This is a genomic window from Micromonospora eburnea (assembly GCF_900090225.1).
In the GTDB taxonomy this organism is placed as follows: Bacteria; Actinomycetota; Actinomycetes; order Mycobacteriales; family Micromonosporaceae; genus Micromonospora; species Micromonospora eburnea.
Window position 1 is genome coordinate 1,029,657 of the sequence record NZ_FMHY01000002.1, and the last position, 19,269, is coordinate 1,048,925.

Consider the following 19,269-nt stretch of genomic DNA (forward strand, 5'->3'; position numbering starts at 1 on the left):
GCCTGACCCTGGCGGGTTGTGGCCGGCGACCGACCACAACCCGCCAGGGTCCCTCCCGAGTCAGCCGGCCCGGTAGGCCCGGATGATCGTCTGGTCGATCCCGCTGCCGCCGTCGGCGGTCACCTTGACGCGCAGCGACACCGCCTGCCCGTCACCCGGAGTCGGCAACGCGGCGGTGAAGCCACCGTCGCCGCCGGCCCTCACGGTGACCGGCTGCCAGGTGCCGCCGTCGTCGGTGGAGGTCCACAGCTCGAACCCCGTCACCCGCTGCTTCGCCACGCCGTGCGACTGGTGCACGGTGAAGCCGGCGGTGCCGCCGGTCGGGTGGTTGGCGGCGTCCAACGGCAGCGCGTAGTCGACCGACAGCAGTGGCACCGGGACACTGCGGTGGTCGGACGGCCCAGTCGACCGGAACGTCCAGGCGGTGCTCACCCTGGTCGACACGGGCAGCAGCCCGCCCATGTCCAAGTCGTAGCTGAGCCGGTAGTCACCCGCCTGCTGCGGAATGGTGAAGTCACCGGACGACCCCGCGTACTCGCCGACCAGGCGCCCGTCGCGGTGCAGGGTCAGCTTCCGCTTCGCCACCTCCTCGAACTCGTCCCAGCCGAGGCAGTCGAAACGCTGGTGCTCGTCGGCCAGCTCGACCAGGTCGACGTGCAGATTGCCCCGGGTACGACGGATCGGCTGCGGCATGCAGTCGCTGTACGACGTCGCGGGATCGTCGTACCAGTCCGGGCGCAGCGGTTGGCGCACCCAGGTCTTGGTGTGCCGGCTGCCGGGCGCGTACTGCCGATGCGCCTCCTGCGTCACCGCCTCGTAGTCGCTGTTCGGACCGGAGAAGAACGCCTCGTCGTCGTAGAAGAAGCCCGGCGAGAGGTAGTCCACCCGGTTGGTCGGCACGTTCTCGGTGTAGGCGTCGAGGAGGTTGAGCCCGGCGGCGGTCCAGGCGTACCGCTTGTGGCCGGTGGTCGAGCCCGGCTTGTCCAGCCGGTGGAAACGCTGGTCGATCCGGGCGTACGTGGCCAGCTCGCTCGCGGTCACCCGGTGCGTCAGATTCGCGGGAATGCCGTTGGGCAGCGCCCGGATCACCTCGTAGACGAACGGGCTGGGCTGCTCACCGGGCGCCCGCAGGCTGAACGTCGTGTACGCCTCGAACCTACCGACCGTCGGCTCGGCCATCGGCACCGCGTACACGCCCCAGTCGCGGGCCTCGTCGCCCCAGGCGTACGCGAAGTCCTCGCTGACCAGGGTGCCGTTCGGCGCGTACTGCTGGTAGGTGATGCCCGCCTGGCTGGCCTCGGTCGACACCCCGTCGACGCTCACCCGCAGTTGCTCGGCCCGACCGGCGTCGGCGACCAGCGCGGTGTCCCGGTCGACCAGCACCTCCGGGGCACCGACCAGCGCCATCCGGCTCGCCCAGGTATCCCAGTCGGTTTCCATCTGGTAGCCCGCGACGGTGTACCGGCCGGCCGGCACCCGTACGGTCTCCGGCTCGCCCGGCGCCACGTTGGCGAACTCGGCGAAGATCGTCGGGTCGTCGAGGTTCACCACCCGTACTCCGCCGAACTGGTCGACACCGGCAGCCGCGTTGGGCAGCCGCGTCGCGCTCAGCGTCAGGTCATAGCTGCGCGGTTCCACGTAGAACGTGACCGGGGTGACGGCCACGAACCCGCCGGCGGCCCGGGCGGTGACGACCGCGGTGTACAGCCCCGGCTTCGCGGCGAACCGGGCCCGGTCGATCCGCAGGGTGACCCGCGCGGTGCCGCGCGGGGAGACCGCCACCTGGTTGGCCGAGAGTGCCCCGGCGGCGGCCGGCGCGGTCGTGCCGTCGCGGTGCCGGATGGTCAGGCCCAGGTCCAGGCGCAGCGCCCGCGACTCGGTGTTGCGCCAGGCCAGTGCCGTCGACGCGGTACCGGACTGCGGGTAGTCGAAGGTGCCGAGGTTGATCAGGTCCTGCCCGGCGACCACCCCGGTCAGCGCCCGCGCGGCGTTGAGCCGACCGGCGCCCACCGCGTAGCTGTCCGCGCCGGCCAGCGGGTCGGCCGCACCGACCAGGGCCGCCTTGAGCTGGTCGGGCCGCCAGTCCGGGTGCCGTTGCGCGAGCAGCGCCGCCGCCCCGGCGACGTGCGGAGTGGCCATCGAGGTGCCCGAGGCCATGGTGTACCGGGCGTCGAGCGCGTTGCCCATCAGGGTGCCCGTGGCCCGTGCGGCCACGATGCCCACACCCGGAGCCACCAGTTCCGGCTTGGCCGCACGGGTGTTGACCAGCGGACCGCGGCTGGAGAAGTCGGCCAGCGCGTCGTTGGGGTCCACCGCGCCGACGGTGAGGGCCGTGCTCGCCGCGGCGGGCGCGGCGATCCAGCCGTCGGTCGGGCCGTCGTTGCCGGCGGCCACGACGAAGAGCGTGCCGTGCTGCCGGGTCAACTCGTCGACGGTGAGGGACATCGGGTCGCTGCCGTCGCTCGGCGCGTCGCCGCCCAGGCTCAGGTTCACCACGTCGGCCCGCGCCGCCGCCCATTCCATCCCGGCGATGACCTGGGACTCGGTGCCGAATCCGTCGTCGTCGAGGACCTTGCCGACCAGCAGCTTCGCACCGGGAGCGACACCGCGACGCTCGCCGCCGGCCGCCGCGCCCGTGCCGGCGATCGTCGCCGCGACATGCGTGCCGTGTCCCATGCGGTCCACGGCGTCACCGTCCGGCGTGCTGAAGTCCGCCCGTTCCACCACCTGGCCCACCAGATCCGGATGGGTGAAGTCGGCGCCGGTGTCCAGCACGGCCACCCGGGTGCCCGCCCCGGTCACCCCGCTCCGCCACGCCGTCGGGGCCGCGATCTGGGTCAGGTTGCGGTCCAGGCCACCGGTGGTCTGCTCACGCCGGGTCGGCGCCGGCGCCGCTGTCGCGCGTACCCGCCGGTCCAGCCACACCTTGGGGCCGGCCTGCGCGGCCCGCGCGGCGGGCCGGCCCGCCGTCCGCGACGTCAGGGTACGGATGAACGCCGCCCCGCTCCGCTTCGACTGCCGCCCGGCCACCGCGCCGATGGACGGCAGCGCCCGACGCCGGCCCAGGCCGGTGGTCAACGGATCCGCGGCGAGCGTGCCCGCCCCCGCGTCACCCGGGCGCACGATCAGCGGCAGGTCCTGGCTGCGCGCGTCGTCGTAGCCGTTCATGATCAACGCCGTCACGTCGAACAGCGACTCGTCGAGCACCGAACCGAGCAGCCCGGCGACCTCCGCGGGCACGACCCGCAGGTGGCCGTCGGGCCCGCAGCCGCGATGCTGCACCCCGTGCGGCTTCGCCGGCCGTACGGTGACCGCCGGGCAGGCGGAGCCCCGCCCGGAGACGGTCACCACGTCACCGGTCAGCAACGTCAGCGTGTACGTCCTGCCGACCGGCAGCACCGGGCCACCGCCCTGGTCGGTGCCGGCCTGCTGCCGCGTCGGCGGCTGCGTCGGGGGCCGCGCCACCGCGCCGCCACCGTCGATACCGAGACTCAGCGCGACCGCTCCCGCGATCACCCCGAGTCGTCTTGAGAACATGCGTCTACGTCCTGTCAGCACAGCTTCCTCCACACCGGGTCGTTGCCGTCTCGGCCGACAGCCACGAGGCTGCGGCCGTGCGGTACTCGACGTGTTCCTCCACATAGGAGACGGAGGCCAGGCTTGATCGGTTGTACGACGGCACAGGCGTCTGGTGACCGAGGGCAGCCGGCACGGACCGGGCAGCGGCGTACAACCGTTTCCGAGCGGCGGCCGTCTGTAGGGGGGAACCGATGGAGGTAACCGGATGCCCGACGCATCGGAACAGGAATACATCGAGTACGTCAGTGCACGGCTACCGATGCTGCACCGGCTGGCGTACTCGCTGTGCGGAGACAGTGACCAGGCCGACGATCTGGTGCAGGAGACGGCGGTACGGCTCTTCGAGCGCTGGTCGCGGGCGTCTCGGGCCGAGCAGCTCGACGCGTACGTCAGAACGATCCTGGTGCGGCTCTTCCTGGACAGCCAACGCAAGGGCTGGTGGCGGATCCGGCTCTTCGCCGCGCCGCCGGACGTCCGCCGGACCGAGGACCGGGGCACCGAGGAGCGGACGGTGCTGCGGGACGCGCTGGCGAAGGTGCCGCCGCGTCAGCGGGCCGTCCTGGTCCTGCGGTTCCTGCACGACCTGCCGGTGGACGAGGCGGCGCGGATCCTGGGCTGCTCGGCCGGCACCGTCAAGGATCGTTAGATACTAGGGTCGATGTTGCCAACCACGAACGTCGATCTAGGGGAATGGTCTGATGGTACGGCGTAAGGCCCGGTCGGGGAATCGGGGCCGGTTCGACAGCAAGGACGCGTTGTCGGCTGGTGGCGCGGATGTGCGGGCGCTGCGGTATCAGCGCGCCAGCCAGGACAAGAAGGAGCAGGGCAAGAGCGTCCACGACCAGGGCGTACTCAACCTGGCGGAGATCACGAAGCGGTCCTGGACGGACGCGGGGTCCTTCACCGACAACCACCGCTCGGCCAGCCGCCGTGCCACGAAGGAGCGCGAGCAGTTCGAGTTGCTGATCGAGCAGATCCGCGCGGGCAAGGGCGACGTGCTCGTGGTCTGGGAAATCTCCCGCAAGGAACGCGACCTCGCGGTGTTCGTAAAGATCCGCGACATGTGCCACGAGGTCGGTCTCAACTTCTGGCTCGTCGGCGGCGTGCTGTATGACCTGCGGGACAAGAACGACCGGATGATGCTCGGCTTCCAGGCCGTGCAGGCCGAGTGGATGGCCGACTCGATCCGCGACAACGTGCTGCGCGGCATCGTCGGCGCCGCCGAAGCGGGCCGCCCGCACGGGAAGGTCACCTACGGGTACCGGCGGATTTACGACCAGCGCACCCGTGCCCTGCTTCGTCAGGAGCCGGACACCGAGATCCGCACGGCCGTGGCGACCGACGGGACGGTGACGCAGTACTCGCGGGCCCAGGTGGTGCGAGACAACTTCCGCAAGGTCTCCGAAGGCATGCCGCTGATCGCGGTCGAGGCCGAACTCAACCGACTCGGCATCCCCGCCTCCGAGGGCGGACTCTGGCGGCGCGGCATCCTGCGCAAGCAGGTGATGAACCCGGCCTACATCGGCAAGCGGGTGCTCCGAGGCGAGATCGTCGGCGACGGCATCTGGCCCGCCCTGGTAGAGGAGGAGACGTACTGGTCGGTGGTGCGGATGCTGGGCGACCCGTCCCGGACGACGACCCGGCCCGCTCGTGCGGTGCATTTGCTGTCGTACCTGGTGCGCTGTGGCGTGTGTGACGGGCCGTTGTCGTCGCAGAAGGTGAACCGGCACGGCTGGACCGGGCAGGTGTACTCCTGTCTGCACAAGCGGTGCGCCGCCGTGAAGGCCGAGTACTTGGACGAGTACGTGCAGCGCACGGTGGTGGCGTGGCTGTCGCGCCCCGACGTGTACGACATCCTCACCGCCGCCAGCGCCACCGACGAGGAAGTCGCCCACGCCCGCGCCGAAGCCCAACGGCTGCGCGGGGAGTTGGAGGACTGGCGCAAGCTCGGGGAGGAGGGCGAGGTTACCGCGATTGCCTACGCACGCGCCGAGAAGGGCCTCCTCGCCCAGATCGCCGAGCACGAGCAACGCGCGGCCGACGCCGGGATCCCGGCCGTGCTGCGCGGGCGCATCGGTGACGAGGCGGTGCAGGCGTGGCAGGAACTCGGCGATGACATCGCGGTCAAGCGGGAGATCATTCGACTCGTCGCCGACATCAAACTCCTGCGCGCCGGGTTCAAGGGTGAACGCCGCACCTTCGGCCGCCACCGCCTGGACTGGCGGTGGAAGTTCGGCCCGCAGGACCAGCAAGCGGCCTGAACTCGGCGAATGCTGAGCTAGGGGCCGTGGAGGGCGACTTGACCTGCGGGATGAGTCGAGCGTCGATGGTGTCCGCCGCCCGCCACGGGTCGGGCGGCGTGATCCGTCGACGGAAGGTGTTCGGCTGTGCCCCGTGAACGACTCAGCACCCTGGCCATGCTGCCCAACGATGTCACCGATGCGCTGCTGTGGCGGCTGGCCTTTGACGTCGCCTCCGCCCACCAGCCCAACGAGCGCGGCGACTGCCGCAACCTCCAATGTCACGGGCAGCGCGGCATGTGCGCCGCCGCTCGCGCCGCCCGCCGCGCGATGACCGCCGCGCGCGCACCGCGAGCGACAGCGCCGCCCCCGCTACCTCATCGGGGCCGCACCGCCGTGGCCGGCCCATCCAAGCGCAGTTTCGCCGGCTGGTTCACCGCACGCTCGCCGATCGGGGTGACACGTCCGACCAGCCGTCCGGAGGCGCTGCCGCGCCGGTCGGATTCAGGGCGCGCGGTGGCGTGACAGGCCCAGGTCTCCGTTGACGGAAAACGCCGCCGCGGCACATCCGGTGTGGCATCGTTGGCGAGATCCGGCCAGCGTGACCAGGTCATCAGCTAAGCGAGCCCTCCTCGATCATCCGACCTGCTGGACCTGTCGCCCTGGGCCTAGCCACTATCGCTCGGTGGATGACAACGCGTGACGTGACGAAAAGTTTGGGCTTCGGTACCTTCGGTAGGTGACCCAGCCGGAGATGGACCGAGATCCGAGCCTTGGCTCGTCGGATCGGGGAACTACGGCCCCACTCCCTCGATCCGCGCACCAGTTCCGCAGCAAGCGGGCTAGACATGCCGCGGCAGCCCTGGGGCCGCTGCTTCGTGAGGTGGGCGCGTTCGACTCCTCCGATGAGGATATTGACGCCGCGGTCGAGTTGTGCCGGTCCCTCATCGACCTGGATCCGGATGGACGTGGTGTTCCGACTCGACGTGTGTTCGAGCACCTGGCCGATCGGTTCCCGCGTGACCTCTTGGCTCGTCGCCTCAACGCCTTGATGCTGGGTGGAGCGGTCGCGAAGAAGAGCGACCGGCTCCATGAGCAGGATGTGCGTCTGGGTCTGTCGGGCTGGCTGGCCATCGCGTTGATCCCGTGGATCTCGACGATGTCTCGGCACAGGGCGCTGTTGGAGATGATGAACCGGACGGAGACCCGGGCTTCGGCACCCGGCGCAACCGCTGCGGATGTTCGGGCTGATCTGAACGATCTCAGCCGCATGCTGTCGGCCTATGCGAACGGGCTACGGCAGATCATTGAAGAGCGGGACGTCAAGGCAATGATGGAGCACGCCATTGACGTCGATGACGAACAAATCCGGGCGCGCGTCAGGCAGACCAGCAAGGCCGTCAACCGAGGATTCGAGTCGCAGCTCAATGATGCGCTCAAGCAGCTTCAGGCGGCAGCCAGCCGGTATGTGCGGCAGCAAGTGCGGCTGCTTCAGGCGTTGAAAGTGGTTCGAGGCTCTGTCCGGCTCTGGATCCGCAGCGACGAGGTACATGAAGTCCTCAAGAAAGCCTCGTTGGGCGACCTCGCCGTCCTTTGGGATGGCATCGCCTTCGACGAGTCTCCGTACTGGATCGATCCCGCGAGAGTCATGAAGGCGGTCAGCGATCTGACGTTCGTCGAAGACGACGAACGCGTGCCAGAGGCATCGGACGATGCCGTCGAAGTCGGCGAGCCGTTCTTCGAGGACAACCTCCGTGATCTCGCTGAACAGCTACTCGACGGGCGTGACGAGATGGATCTGACGGAGTTTCTTCTGAGCCGCCCTTGGCCGGTTCCGGCCGTGGCCATCACGCAACTGTCCGCCTTGGCTGGCCTAGAGCTGGGCTACGACCTCGAATACGATCATATGATCGCCACTCTTGACGATGGCCCGTCGACGCGCCTCGCAACCAAGATCATCCTACGCCGCGTGGCCGTTGTATCCCCGGCGCCGGGTGGCGGAGGGTGAGCAGTGAACAATACGTTGCCCGTGCAACTACAACTGGCGCTGCTGCGGCAGCGCGGCGTACGCGACGCCGAAGGCCAGCCCGTAGCGGAGATGGAGCGAGCCGCAGAAGCTGCAGGTCGACGGGTGCATGCGGTCGAGAGTCCCCATGGCGGTGCGCTCTTGGTCCTCGGCTGGGCTGGCCACGATCCGGGAGTCGGAAGCCAACCCCGGATCGCGCGACGACAGCTCACCATGGGAACTACCAAGGTTCTTATTGTCGGCCTGGCATTGCTGTCCGACGGCCGCCGTGGGCAGGCCACCACGTCCCTCGCGGAGATTGCAGCCGTACTCGAATGGCTGACGGGAAAGTCGTCGGCGGGGGTCGTGGGCACAGCGATAGAGGTGCTGACACGTGCTGGCCTGCTGCACCTGTCTGGTGACGAGCTGACCCTGGGACCGGTCGCCCTTACCTGGGATACCCAGACCCGCGACACCGTGGGCGCAGCCGTCCAGAAACTGCATGAGTACCCGGGCTGGGAGGAACGGACCGCATGACGGTGGATACATCGGTGGATGACCCGATCGTCCTGGAGACGGTCCGAGCGTTGGAAGCAGCCAGCGCACCCCTTCGGCCGCAGGAGTGGTACGCGCTCGCCGACAGCCACTTGCGAACGATGGTCGAGCATCGCCTGCGGGCGATCGGACGTGAGCTCGTTGATGTGAGCGAGCACGACGGCAAGCCCGGCGGGTACCTCAGCGGCTGGTCGGACGAGGTGGCCCCGACCGTCGCCGCCCATCGCGGGGAACTGCAGACGAAGGATCTCGCTGTCCTCAGCATGATCTACCTACACAGCCACATACTCGGCACACTACTCGGTGAACAGACCATCCCGTTGAGTGCCCAACTCGACGCCCACGAAGGGCCAGATGGCCGGGATATCGTCACAGCGGCGGAGCTCGGCGACTGTCTACGCACACTTCAATCGCACGAACTCATCGACCACGCCAAACGTCCCGGGCTCGCCCTGCGTCGGCTGTCTGTCTCGCAACGACGTCGACTGGATGAAAACCTGGTACTGCTGTGCCGGCCCAACAGTCTTTGGGCTCGGCAGATACGGCAGGACAGAGCACAGCAGCCGCAATCGGAGGCTGACGACTAGTGTTCACTCCCAAGTTGCCCATCGAGACCGCAGATCTCGGCCTCATCGGCAACCGCAGCCTGCGCGCCTTTCAGATGATCCGAGTCGGCCGCCATCCCAGCTCTGTGTTCCTACTTCCTTACGGTGGCATTTGGTTGATTACTGGCCGGGGCCCTGGGTCCGGGTCCAACGGCGTCGGCAAGACCGTGCTGCTGGCAGCGTTGACGCTGCTCAACGGAGATCCACAGTGGCGAGGCGAGGCGGGTGTTGGGCCATACGCGGCGCGCCTGCTGTTCGATCGCAAACGCGCGAAGGTCAGCGACACCAGTTATCCCGATGCCCTCCGCGGATATCTGATCGGTGTTTACCTACACGGCCGCCGCCCATCTGATGCGATCACCGTTATGATGCGTATCCAGCGTCACGACTCGCGATATGTGCAGGTGCGATGGGGCGACGGCGTGCTCCTGGCAGAAGGGCAGACCGAGTCCGATCGCGTGCTGGCCGCCGACGCGATCTGGGAAAACATGCGCGGTGGCGAACAACTAGGCCCAAAGAACTACGCAGACGTCCTATTCGGGTCCTCGCCGCGATGCCTGGCCTACATTCGTGCACGCGGCAGCGAAGACAACCAAGACACTGGAATACTGGCACTCGGCCAGCAGCAGTTCCGCCCAGCCGATCTGGCCAACCACATCATCGCCCTGTCCGGACACCAACAAGCCGTCATCGAGGAGCGCAAGTCCCGCCAAGAAGTCGCCGCCGAAGAGCTGTTTCTGACGAGGATGAAGCGTGACGACGCCGACCTCAAGGTCAAGGAGCGCCAGCAGCTCGCAGACATCGAATCACGAAAGCGGGCGCGTGCCCACATGGACGTAGCGGCAACGCACTGGCAGGAATTCCTCGGCATCGGCAGCGTCCTGGAGCGTAGGCGAGAGGCCGACCTGCGCGCGGCCGTGGGCCAACTTGAATCGGCGATTCTCCAGATGGAGGCCGAGGTCGAAGTCAAGGAGCGCGAACTACGGGAACTGCCGTCCATCGACCAGCTCGCCCGACAACACGCCCACGACCGCGGTCTCCGCGAGCGCGCCCACGCTCAGCTGGAGAAACTGACGAAGGAGCAGGGCGAGAAGGAACTGCGGCAGCGACAATTGGCCACTGAGCATGGCGAGCTGGAGGCGAAGGCGGCGCACGCTTTGGGTCTCACGGTCGCCGAGGCCGACCAGCAGCTGCAGGACGCCAAGGAGCGTGAAACCAAGGCCGTCGCCGGCGCGGTCCTGCAGGAGCAACAGCTGAAAGCTGCCCGGCAGGAGCTCGATCAGATCCGGGCAGGCAGACACGGTGAGTCCGGCATGGTTCTGGCCGCTCTCGAAGACGAAGGCATTGACGCCCGGCGCCTCGTCGATCTCATCACATTGGACGACACTCGGCGGGCGGTGTGGGAGGCGCGGCTGAGTCCGTTCGCACACGCGGTGGTCATCTCCGCCACCTGCACGGAAACCGCGGACCGAGCTCGCCAGGTACTTGAACAGCATCCGGGTATCCCTGCGCTCATGCTGGAGCAGGATCTCGATGGTTTCCAGATGGTGTCGCCGGGTGACGGTGGCCCGCTCGACGCGCTGCTGGGCACGCTCGCCGCGCGTATGCAGGAGAAGACGTCGGTTGCCGTGTTCGACGAGCGGCTCGGCTTGCATATTTGGGGCGGGTTCGAGATTCCCCTGACAGATCGTCGTGCTGCCATCCGGGCGGCGGAGGACCGTGTCGACGAACGTCGCAAGGAGTGGGAAGCCGCCACAAAGGAGGGGCAGGCGGCCACCAAACGCAGGCAGACAGCCGAACGCGTCGTTGAGGGCGCCCGTGCAGTGGTGCGGCTCACCGCAGTCATGGAGGAAAAAGACCAAGTCGACGAAAGGCTGTTGCAGCTCACCAAAGCGATCCCGGTGGCGGAGAAGGACGAGAACGACGCACGTCAAGTGGAAGCCGAGTCGAAACGAGCTCATGACGAACATGCCGAACGTAGGGCCGGTCTCGTCACCGCCATCACGAAACTGAAGACCGACGGCGACGACAATCTCGCCTTAAGGAGGCTGGGCCTGGCCGCGGCGCGTGACCGGGCCAGCAAGCAAGCCGAGACCGCCCGCCAATGGCGGCAGCATGCCGGAATCGTCGACGCCGCAGCGGCCGCTGAAGGCTTCGATACCACGGGCGTCGAGGCAGACGAGCGCACTCGCGACGCCAGGCTGCACGACGCATGCTCCTCGTTGCGGCGAGCTATCGAATGCGTTGTGACGCATCCGGCCGCCAGCCGACAGCAAGAACCGCCAGCGGAGGAGGCGCCGGACTTCGGCTCGTACGACGGACATGTCGCAGAGTTGAACGCGGAAATCAACCGCATGCACGCGTGGTGCGCGGAGCACAAGACTGCCGCAGAGGCCAGTAGGCCGTTCGACGCCGTAACGACGCCGTTGAGGGAGTGGCTGAACTGGTACGGAGAAAACGACACCGCCGACGAGCAGGACATCCGAGTTCGGCAGAGGGACCGCGAGAAGAGCATCGAGGCTCGCGAGAAACTAACCGAAGAAACCCGCCTGTGGCTGGTCAGCCAACGAGAACTTCAAATTCGATTGATCACAGATGCGTTCAAGAGCGCGGAAGAGCAGCTCAACCTGCTACTCAGCGTCGCCGGACGTGATCGTGTGGCCCTCCGCTTCACGTACGTCGATCTCGGGAACCCCGATCTGCCGCTCAAGTGGGAAGTTCGTCCGGAATGGGTTCTACCAGCCGGGGAGACGGTCGACTACAGCGCGTCACCAAACACGGCAGAACTCATCATCCTGCACACCCTGCTCGCCGTCTCATCCATGGTCTCCGCGACCCAACCCCAGGGCCGGATGGTCGTCGTCGACGAGTCAGGCAACAACCTGGACGGCAGCAACCTGCGCCGCTTGGCTGGAATCCTTGAACATGTCGCCGCCCGGTACGGCCTCACCGTCGTCTTGGCCTGCCAGGATGTCTACGCCCACCTCGTCGCCCCGCATACGGCTAGCCTCGTCAAGCTCCTGCGGCTAGGTAGCAACGACGTGCTCAACGCCCGTCCCGCCGTCGTGCACGGGCCCGACGAGCCAGAACTGGTAAAGCACTTCGCCCCATATCTGAAGTGAGCGATGCGGAGCATGAGTCAGACCACGGTAATCGCGACGCAGCCACAAGAGATCGCCGGCCTACCCCGACAGCTTGCAGCCTTCCCGGTCTACCGAATCACCGAACGCGCCGGCGGTGCGACGAAGCACACGCTCATCCGTGTCCATATCCGCCCAGCCGTCGAGCCGGCCATCGAACAGTGGCAGGCAGCACTCAACAAGATCCCCGACCCGACGCGCGTATGGCTGCTCCGAGAGCGGTCGCGCAAGGCGACCAGCATCGTCAACCGTCTCAAGGACCAGACGATGCAGCTGACCTACCAGTGGTGTTTGGACGGCTTGATCTCCTTCGAGGCCGAACCTCCGGCCCGCCTCGGCGCGGAACACGGACGTCTTGTCCAATGGAAACTGGCCGACGACGTCTCCGCCTACGTCGAACGTGACAAACAAGACAGAACTCTGCAACGAAAAACGATGCACGATGAGGCGCGTCAACTGACAGCCACCTTGGCCGCCCACCCGATCACCGATCTGCTGGCAGACCCGGACAGTCACGACCTGTCCACCCTCGGACACCTCCTCACCGTTGGTCGCTCGCTTCTGAATCCTGACAGCACCATCCGCCAAATGACGAACAGCGGACCGCTGCATCGGCTCACCAGAGGGCACCAGTTGGTTCACCTGCTCGCACGAGGCGAACAGCGGGACTACCGCCCCGACAGCGAGCTTGCACGCGGCGGCCAGGCGGTCGTGGTCAGGGCCACCCACAAAGTCACGAAGGTCCCCGTCGCCATCAAGAGGCTTAAAGCCCGAAACGACGACTCCGTTGCCCGTATGCGCCGAGAAATCGAAGCCACCACACGATTCGGCGCCCATCGCAACATCGTCCCGGTGCTAGACGCTAGCCGCGACGGTGACTGGTTCGTCATGCCGATCGCGGAGGCAACGGCCAAGGACCACGCGACACAGCTGAGGAATCCAGACCACCTACGCCTGCTGATTCGGGCGATCATCGACGGACTTCGCGAGCCGCATGAGGCGGGGTGGATCCACCGAGATCTCAAGCCCGAGAACCTTCTCATGGTCAACGGCCACTGGGCGATCGCAGACTGGGGAATCGGCAGACGCCCGCGCGGCCTGACAAGCACACCGGGACGCACACATACGGGCAGTCTGTACGGCACGGAAGGCTACGCGGCCCCGGAGTCTTCGCACGATGCCCACGACGTCGGGCCTCAAACGGACATTTACAGCATCGGCCAGATCATCGGAGCGGTCATCACCGGACGACAGCCGCTGCCTAACATCCCACTACTTCCCGACGACACACGATGGAGAGAAATCGTGCAGGCAGCCACGCAGTTCCACGCCGCGCGCAGACCTGCAACAGTCGACGAACTCCTACACCTAGTGGAGCGTGTCTGGTGAGCGCCGAAAGCCCGCAGTCGGCGGCAACCCGCGTTGCGCTGGAGCCGTTCTTCCTCCACCGCGAACAAGTCATGGGAATCCTGGGCTCACAGCGTATATTCGATCACCGCCAACGATCAACCGATGACTGGTCGACACCTCATTCCTTAGCGACAGCACTAGGCGAGGCTCTGCCACAGCTCGGAATCGGGGAACTACAAAATGCCATCCACGCCGATGGCGTGCAGCTGGGCCAGGTCGTGGGTATCGAGCAAGAATTCGACTTCCGCCGGGCCAAGGAGCGAGACTGCCCGGGCGACATGCCGATCGATTTCACAGCAAGACTCAACACCGATGCCGAGACCACGATCCGTGGAACATTCAACGCGGCCCGGCTGGCGGCTGATTCATCAGCGGGAAACGTAACCGGCCGCAAGCACGCGTACATCATCGGAACCGTGACCGCGCGCGACAGAACCATGGTGCATCTGAGGCCGGTGTTCGTCGGCATCCGCTCCTACGTCGAGGACGACGAGTCCGCTCTATTCGGAATCAGTTCTCCGCGCCGTGTCTACCCAAGTGAAGTAGACCAGTTTCGGCACATCAACTTCGCGGAGCCCTGTACGTCATCCGATCTGCAGAAACTCGAACAAACGCCAGAAGAAGTTGTCAAGAACTCCATAGCGGTACTTCTTGGTGAACCGTACGTTCCCAAAGATTGGGGCGGCGAGAGATCCGACCTCTACACTAGTACGATGTTCGTTCGAGGTGTCCAGGTATCTACTGCATGGCTGTTTAAGGGGCCAGGGTCTCGAGGACCGATGACCGTCAGAACTCTGGGCAGCCGCGGAGACCAGATTGTTCGACTATTCAGTGAGCCGGCCGACGTGCTTGTGCTCCAACATTATCGGGAGATAACCACTGCGGTGATTAGCATGATGGAGGCTCATGCTCATGATTCGCGCCGTCCGCGCCGGTTCATGATTCTCGACGGCGCAGACACCGCAAGAATTCTGCGAGGCTGAGCGGACCCTGGACCCGGAGCGCCGACGTCTTCGCATTCTGCGGATGCAATCCTCACGGCTCGGTCGAACGTCCTCGGTAGTATCCGCGGCGTTCTGGATCGCCTAAGCCATAGGTGACAGGCGGCGCTCGTCGTGAGGACCATGAGGTGTCCCGGCACACCCTTGGTCGGCAAGCGCGGGTACGACACGCGTCCACGGCAGCCGCACCACACTCCCAGCGGCTAGCCTCCCAGCGTCCGGTGTCCTTAACTCTGCGAGCCACAAATTGATCGACTTTAGCCAACAGGGGAGGCCGTGGACGCGAGACTGGCGTCCGTCGGTCACGCCAGCAGACCCGAGCGTGGTCGGCCGTCAGATCCTGGCCGGCTTCGAGGCCGGCGCCGTCCGGGCGTTGCTGCACGCTGCCTGCTCGTCGCCCACCGCGGTCCATCACCTTCCTGTCCTTGCCGAGTTGCTGGCGCAGTCGTACGCGTTCCCACCGCGCGGAGAGCGGCCTTGTACTCCGGCGAATCTTTCTCGGTGGATTAACACGCTTCGCGCTGAGGTACCCGGGGTGACGGTCGGGGATGACTGGATTCCGTGTGACCCCCGCTTGATCGTCCGGACGAGGATTGGCGGACGTCGCCGCCCAGTACATCCCGGCCTGCTCAGCCGTCCGCAGGACCTGATTCCCACCGTGCTTGAGTACGCCGAATGCATCGATCCGCTGCTGGTCGGCGCACTCGGGTTCGGCTTGGCCGACGTGGCCGAGCTGGCAATGCGGATCATGGAGGTGGAGCGGCTGGCGCTTGGGCCGCACTGGACCGGTCAGCGCCCCACCGATCCCGCCGACCCCGCGCGGGTGAGCAGAGCGGAGGCGCAGGCCGCCCAGCAGCTACTCGCTGAATGGGCAGACCACGCCAACGACACAGGCTCGCCGGTGCCGCTGCAGATTGCCGGTGACGAGTCGCTGGAATCCGGTCGCCGTCAGCGCCTGGTCGCCGCCTTTGCATGGTGCACGCGTGAGGCAGCCGACATCGCGGCTCAACATGGCTGGCTGCTGCGCGGGGCCTTGTTCGTCCGGCACAACGGCCAGGTCGCGCCCGCTCCCGGCGCAGTGGTCATGGACAGCTTGGCCGCTTCGACCATGGCGCTGGTCAAACAGGCAACGGCGAGCCTCAAGCCGACCAGCCGCCGTCGCACATCTCCGAAGGTCGACGGTGCGTCTGATCCAGCGAGCCACCTTCTTGCGATCGCCACCGAAAAGGTCGTGATGAGCCTGCGCGGCCTCCCGGCGCATGTCTTCACCGGCGCGGTCACGGACGCCGGCTCGGAGATCACGGCAGTCGTCGCGCCGGGTGGCCGGCACCTAGTCGCCGTTCAGGTCGTTGCCGACATCGACCCGAAGGCGCTGTCGCGTGCGGTCGACCGCGGGCAGAAGCAACTTCGTCGGCTGCGGCCGAGCAGCATCCTGCGGCTTCCTCCCTTCGCTGCCGGCGACGATCCCAGGATGGCGCCGCCAAACGCTCTGCCGTTCGCCGCCGGGGCCACGACGCCAGCGGGAACCTGCGCGATTCGCTCCGACGTCGAGATACGGCGGGTCACGCTCATCGCGGGACCGTGGGCGCAGCCGCGGTTGCGTCGCCGGGGCGTCGTCACGATGACGGTGGATGAGTGGTGCGATCTCGTGGCGCAGTCCGGTGAGGACCCGGAAGAGTTCTGGGCCTTTCTCGATGAGCTGGCCGAGCTGCCCGGCGTACGTGTGGTCGAAGCGTTCGAGCTGCGGGACCTGTGGACTGCGTTCGGCGAGATGGGGCTGTTGTACCCGGGCGGCAACGAGGTGGGCGGCCTGGTGGTAGCACCGCGGGACTGCACGCTCGAATGGCACGACGCCGCGCAGGCCGACGGCGTCAACGACGTACTCGAGCGGCTGAACCTACCGGCGTTGAACGAGTGGCCGCTACGCTCGCCGGTTCGAGACGGTGTTGCCACCGTGAGCTGCCTCCAGCCCACCCAACATGTTCTGATCAACGCCGCACCCGCCCTCGCGATCGACACGGATCCCGGCACCGGCGAGGACTTCGACCCAGGACTGGCCTTCACGGTCGCCGAGGCGATCCGCGACGGCGTCACGCAGCTGTCCGACCGGGCGGCCGAGCCCGGCAGCCCCGCGGCGACTCAGGCCGGATGGGCCGCGTGGCAGACCGCCACCAGCGACGACGACGCCACGCTCGTCGAGCTGGTGACCACGCGGAAGTCACAGACCAAGGAGCCGGTCTGGTTCGCCGGGATCGCGCCACACGCCTTCTTGATCGCCTACGACCGGACACGGTTCGCGCCGCTGAGCACACAGGACGTCCAAAACCTCGTCGGAAGCGCCCTCGCTGACGCAATCGCGGCCCGGATCGCGATCACCGCGTCGGCCATGGAGGTCGAGCCGGGCGTCGTCGACGGGCAAGCCCTGCTCGCCGGCGCACCGCAGGCGATCGAAGCAGCCCAAGCATTCACTCACGCGTGGCGAGAACTGTCCCCGACGATCCGAGTCGGTCACCGCCACGACGTCGTCTTCGCCCCGCCTGGGGGCCCAGGCTCGCGGGTGAGCGTCCGGGCCCGACACCGTGCCGAACGGCGTCTGGCCCAGGCCCTCGTGACGGCCGCCGTGCCCGCTCAGCGGGTCACCGGCGCCGAGGCGAGCCAGCTCCTCATGACGACCGTGTGTCCCACCGCGTTGGAGGTGCTGCTCGACGACCTCGCTCAGTTCGAGCCCACCGCAGCACTCGCCGTCGTCGCTCGGGAAGTTGAACGGGTTTGGGCCGAGCGGTCACGGCTGCAGGCCCAGCGCACCGCACGAGAGGTCGCCGGTTGGGACCCGACCGACGCCGACGGCGACCCGATTGAGGACACCATCACCTGCCGAGCCGCCGACCTCGTCATCGAGGCGATGCTGCACGCGCCACCACGCGGTACCGCGCTGCTGGACCACCGCGACTGGGAGCGGCTGCTCCTGGAAGCGGCCCTGTGCCTGGAACTGTCCGGCCGCGCCACGGCCAACACCGTCGGCCTCGACCGGATTGCGGTGGACCTAGCCGACACCGGTGTCTGCCGCACCAGCGTAATCTCCTCTCGAATCGACACACTTGCCTACCACGAGGCGCGGTTGGCCATTCACCAGCACCGTGACGCGAAGCAGCTTCACTACGCCGCCCACTTGGGCGCCGATGCCTGCCTCGCCTTCGATGCTGATGAGGGTGCCCCGCGGACGTGGGCCACTGTCCTCGGCGCCGTACTGGCCGATCCGCAACGTCCTTGGTACGAGCGGCCCGTGGTCGAAGCCGCTCTGGCGGCCGACCAAGCCATGCGCGAGCACCTGCACACCGGCATCGACGAAATCAAGGCCGTCATGATGGTCGCCGCATCCTGGTCCGTCACCACGGTGACCGGTGAGGTCATCGACATAAATCGTGACGAGCTGATCCATGAAGTAAAAGACTGGGCTGGACTCGATGCTGCCGCAGTGGCCGCCGCCGTCGATCTGCTCACCTTGACGCCCGCGCGGCTGGCGGAGGAGGGGCTGTCGTACTGGGAACTGGAACGGCGCAGCGGCCGACTCGCAACCCGGCCGCTGCTCGCGTCGCCATCAAAAGCCGGTCACGGCCAGATCCTGCTGCTGCCCCGCCGGATCGCCGCAACGCAGCAGATCTTCGCCAACTACGCAACTGATGGCCGGCTGCCCTGGCCACCTCACAGCCTCCCGCCAGCTGTCACGGCGGCCTATGAAGCCTGGCAACAAGCCGGACAGGATGCGTTCGAGATCTACCTTGAAGAAGTCGTGCGCGATCACGGGTTCACCCACTGCAGGCGCGGGCTGAAGGAGAAGCCGGCGGCGAGAATGGGCATACGCCTCTCCGGAGAGATTGATTTGCTTCTGGCCGATCCGCATCGTGCCCGGCTGTGGGTCATCGAGGCCAAGCACGCGCAGGTGCCGTTCGGCCTTAACCAGATCCTCTACGAGATCACCGACTATCACGGCGTGACCCCGGAGACGGCACCTCCTGGGCGGTTCCGCTTCAAGACGCCCGAACGCTCGTACATCGGCAAGCTGCTGACGAAGACCCACGACGTCCGCCAGCAGCTCGGCCCGGTGCTAGGCATGCTCGGCATCAACGACGACTCCAGACCTTGGCAGGTCATACCCCTGATCGTGACGCCGAGCCCGGTGGCCGCTGCCTTCGCCGCCGAACCGAAGGTGGCGTTCACCTGCCCGGAGCCGCTACCAGGCGTCCTGTCGGCTATGAGTCTGCCCCGCACTGGCTACCACGGCTAAGCTAAGCCGAGTGCGCTCCCAGGCACCGCTGGGACAAGTTGGACTGCGTCAGTTGGGCCGCCGCCACCGACCTGGAACAGCGCCGGACCCGACACCGCCCGGCCTTCTCCGGCGCACTCCCCAAGGGTCACTGGACGCGCTCGGCTGGCTGGGCGGCTTTGTCGCCGACCTCAGCACCCAACACGGCGCCACCACACCGGTCCTGCTCACCGTCCCCGCTCCTGGCAAGCCAAGGCCTCCGCAACGCGGCCAGACGCTGACATTTCCCCGGCAAGCGCCGCTTACCCCACCGACCACGCCCACACTCGGAGTCGCCCGTCTCAGTATGTGAACGACTTGGAAAGAATCTTCTGCCCGCGCGGAGTGGACGTGCAGGCACATCGAGGGACGCAGGCGGACCTTTAGCACTTGGCCGGACGGTTGGCAAGACTCGGTGGCTGATCCGTTGC

The 19,269-nt window shown here is 67.1% G+C and carries 11 protein-coding genes; 10 read left to right on the forward strand and 1 reads right to left on the reverse strand.

Annotated elements, in window-relative coordinates:
- Nucleotides 1-60: 60 nt before the first annotated feature.
- Complete coding sequence (locus tag GA0070604_RS05060; protein WP_244161754.1) at nucleotides 61-3,537, reverse strand: S8 family peptidase; 3,477 nt, start codon at nucleotides 3,535-3,537, stop codon at nucleotides 61-63.
- 247 nt (nucleotides 3,538-3,784) lie between these two features.
- Here GA0070604_RS05060 and GA0070604_RS05065 point away from each other — a divergent pair, with 247 nt between their 5' ends.
- From GA0070604_RS05065 to GA0070604_RS05105, 10 genes are all read left to right on the forward strand, one after another.
- Entirely contained in the window at nucleotides 3,785-4,225 is a 441-nt protein-coding gene (locus GA0070604_RS05065; protein ID WP_091114965.1) for a SigE family RNA polymerase sigma factor, read from the forward strand.
- 52 nt (nucleotides 4,226-4,277) lie between these two features.
- Nucleotides 4,278-5,840: a recombinase family protein gene (locus tag GA0070604_RS05070; RefSeq protein ID WP_091114967.1), complete on the forward strand. Its 1,563-nt coding sequence runs from the start codon at nucleotides 4,278-4,280 to the stop codon at nucleotides 5,838-5,840.
- Nucleotides 5,841-5,966: 126 nt separating this feature from the next.
- Entirely contained in the window at nucleotides 5,967-6,344 is a 378-nt protein-coding gene (locus GA0070604_RS05075) for a hypothetical protein (RefSeq protein WP_020217626.1), read from the forward strand.
- Between the two features lie 358 nt (nucleotides 6,345-6,702).
- Nucleotides 6,703-7,827 carry a hypothetical protein gene (locus GA0070604_RS05080; protein ID WP_018800503.1) on the forward strand — a complete coding sequence of 375 codons (1,125 nt, stop codon included), beginning with the start codon at nucleotides 6,703-6,705 and terminating at the stop codon, nucleotides 7,825-7,827.
- A 3-nt stretch (nucleotides 7,828-7,830) separates the two neighbouring features.
- Complete coding sequence (locus GA0070604_RS33315; protein WP_244161755.1) at nucleotides 7,831-8,361, forward strand: hypothetical protein; 531 nt, start codon at nucleotides 7,831-7,833, stop codon at nucleotides 8,359-8,361.
- Between the two features lie 14 nt (nucleotides 8,362-8,375).
- Nucleotides 8,376-8,966 (forward strand): hypothetical protein, encoded by a 591-nt coding sequence (locus tag GA0070604_RS05090; protein ID WP_018800500.1) that lies wholly within the window; start codon nucleotides 8,376-8,378, stop codon nucleotides 8,964-8,966.
- A 14-nt stretch (nucleotides 8,967-8,980) separates the two neighbouring features.
- Nucleotides 8,981-12,106: a coiled-coil domain-containing protein gene (locus GA0070604_RS05095; protein WP_244161756.1), complete on the forward strand. Its 3,126-nt coding sequence runs from the start codon at nucleotides 8,981-8,983 to the stop codon at nucleotides 12,104-12,106.
- Between the two features lie 12 nt (nucleotides 12,107-12,118).
- The gene (locus tag GA0070604_RS05100; protein WP_018800499.1) at nucleotides 12,119-13,513 is read left to right on the forward strand and encodes a serine/threonine-protein kinase; all 1,395 of its coding nucleotides are present in this window, start codon (nucleotides 12,119-12,121) and stop codon (nucleotides 13,511-13,513) included.
- Nucleotides 13,510-14,517, forward strand: coding sequence for a hypothetical protein (locus GA0070604_RS31640; RefSeq protein WP_141721238.1), 1,008 nt, complete (start codon nucleotides 13,510-13,512; stop codon nucleotides 14,515-14,517). The genes GA0070604_RS05100 and GA0070604_RS31640 overlap by 4 nt, the downstream gene beginning before the upstream one ends.
- Before the next feature lie 676 nt (nucleotides 14,518-15,193).
- Nucleotides 15,194-18,820: a hypothetical protein gene (locus tag GA0070604_RS05105; RefSeq protein ID WP_244161757.1), complete on the forward strand. Its 3,627-nt coding sequence runs from the start codon at nucleotides 15,194-15,196 to the stop codon at nucleotides 18,818-18,820.
- Nucleotides 18,821-19,269: the final 449 nt, after the last annotated feature.

Coding starts and splice junctions, on each gene's coding strand:
- GA0070604_RS05060 (WP_244161754.1), bottom strand. CDS start 3,537: ATGTTCTCAAGACGACTCGGGGTGATCGCGGGAGCGGTCGCGCTGAGT.
- GA0070604_RS05065 (WP_091114965.1), top strand. CDS start 3,785: ATGCCCGACGCATCGGAACAGGAATACATCGAGTACGTCAGTGCACGG.
- GA0070604_RS05070 (WP_091114967.1), top strand. CDS start 4,278: ATGGTACGGCGTAAGGCCCGGTCGGGGAATCGGGGCCGGTTCGACAGC.
- GA0070604_RS05100 (WP_018800499.1), top strand. CDS start 12,119: ATGAGTCAGACCACGGTAATCGCGACGCAGCCACAAGAGATCGCCGGC.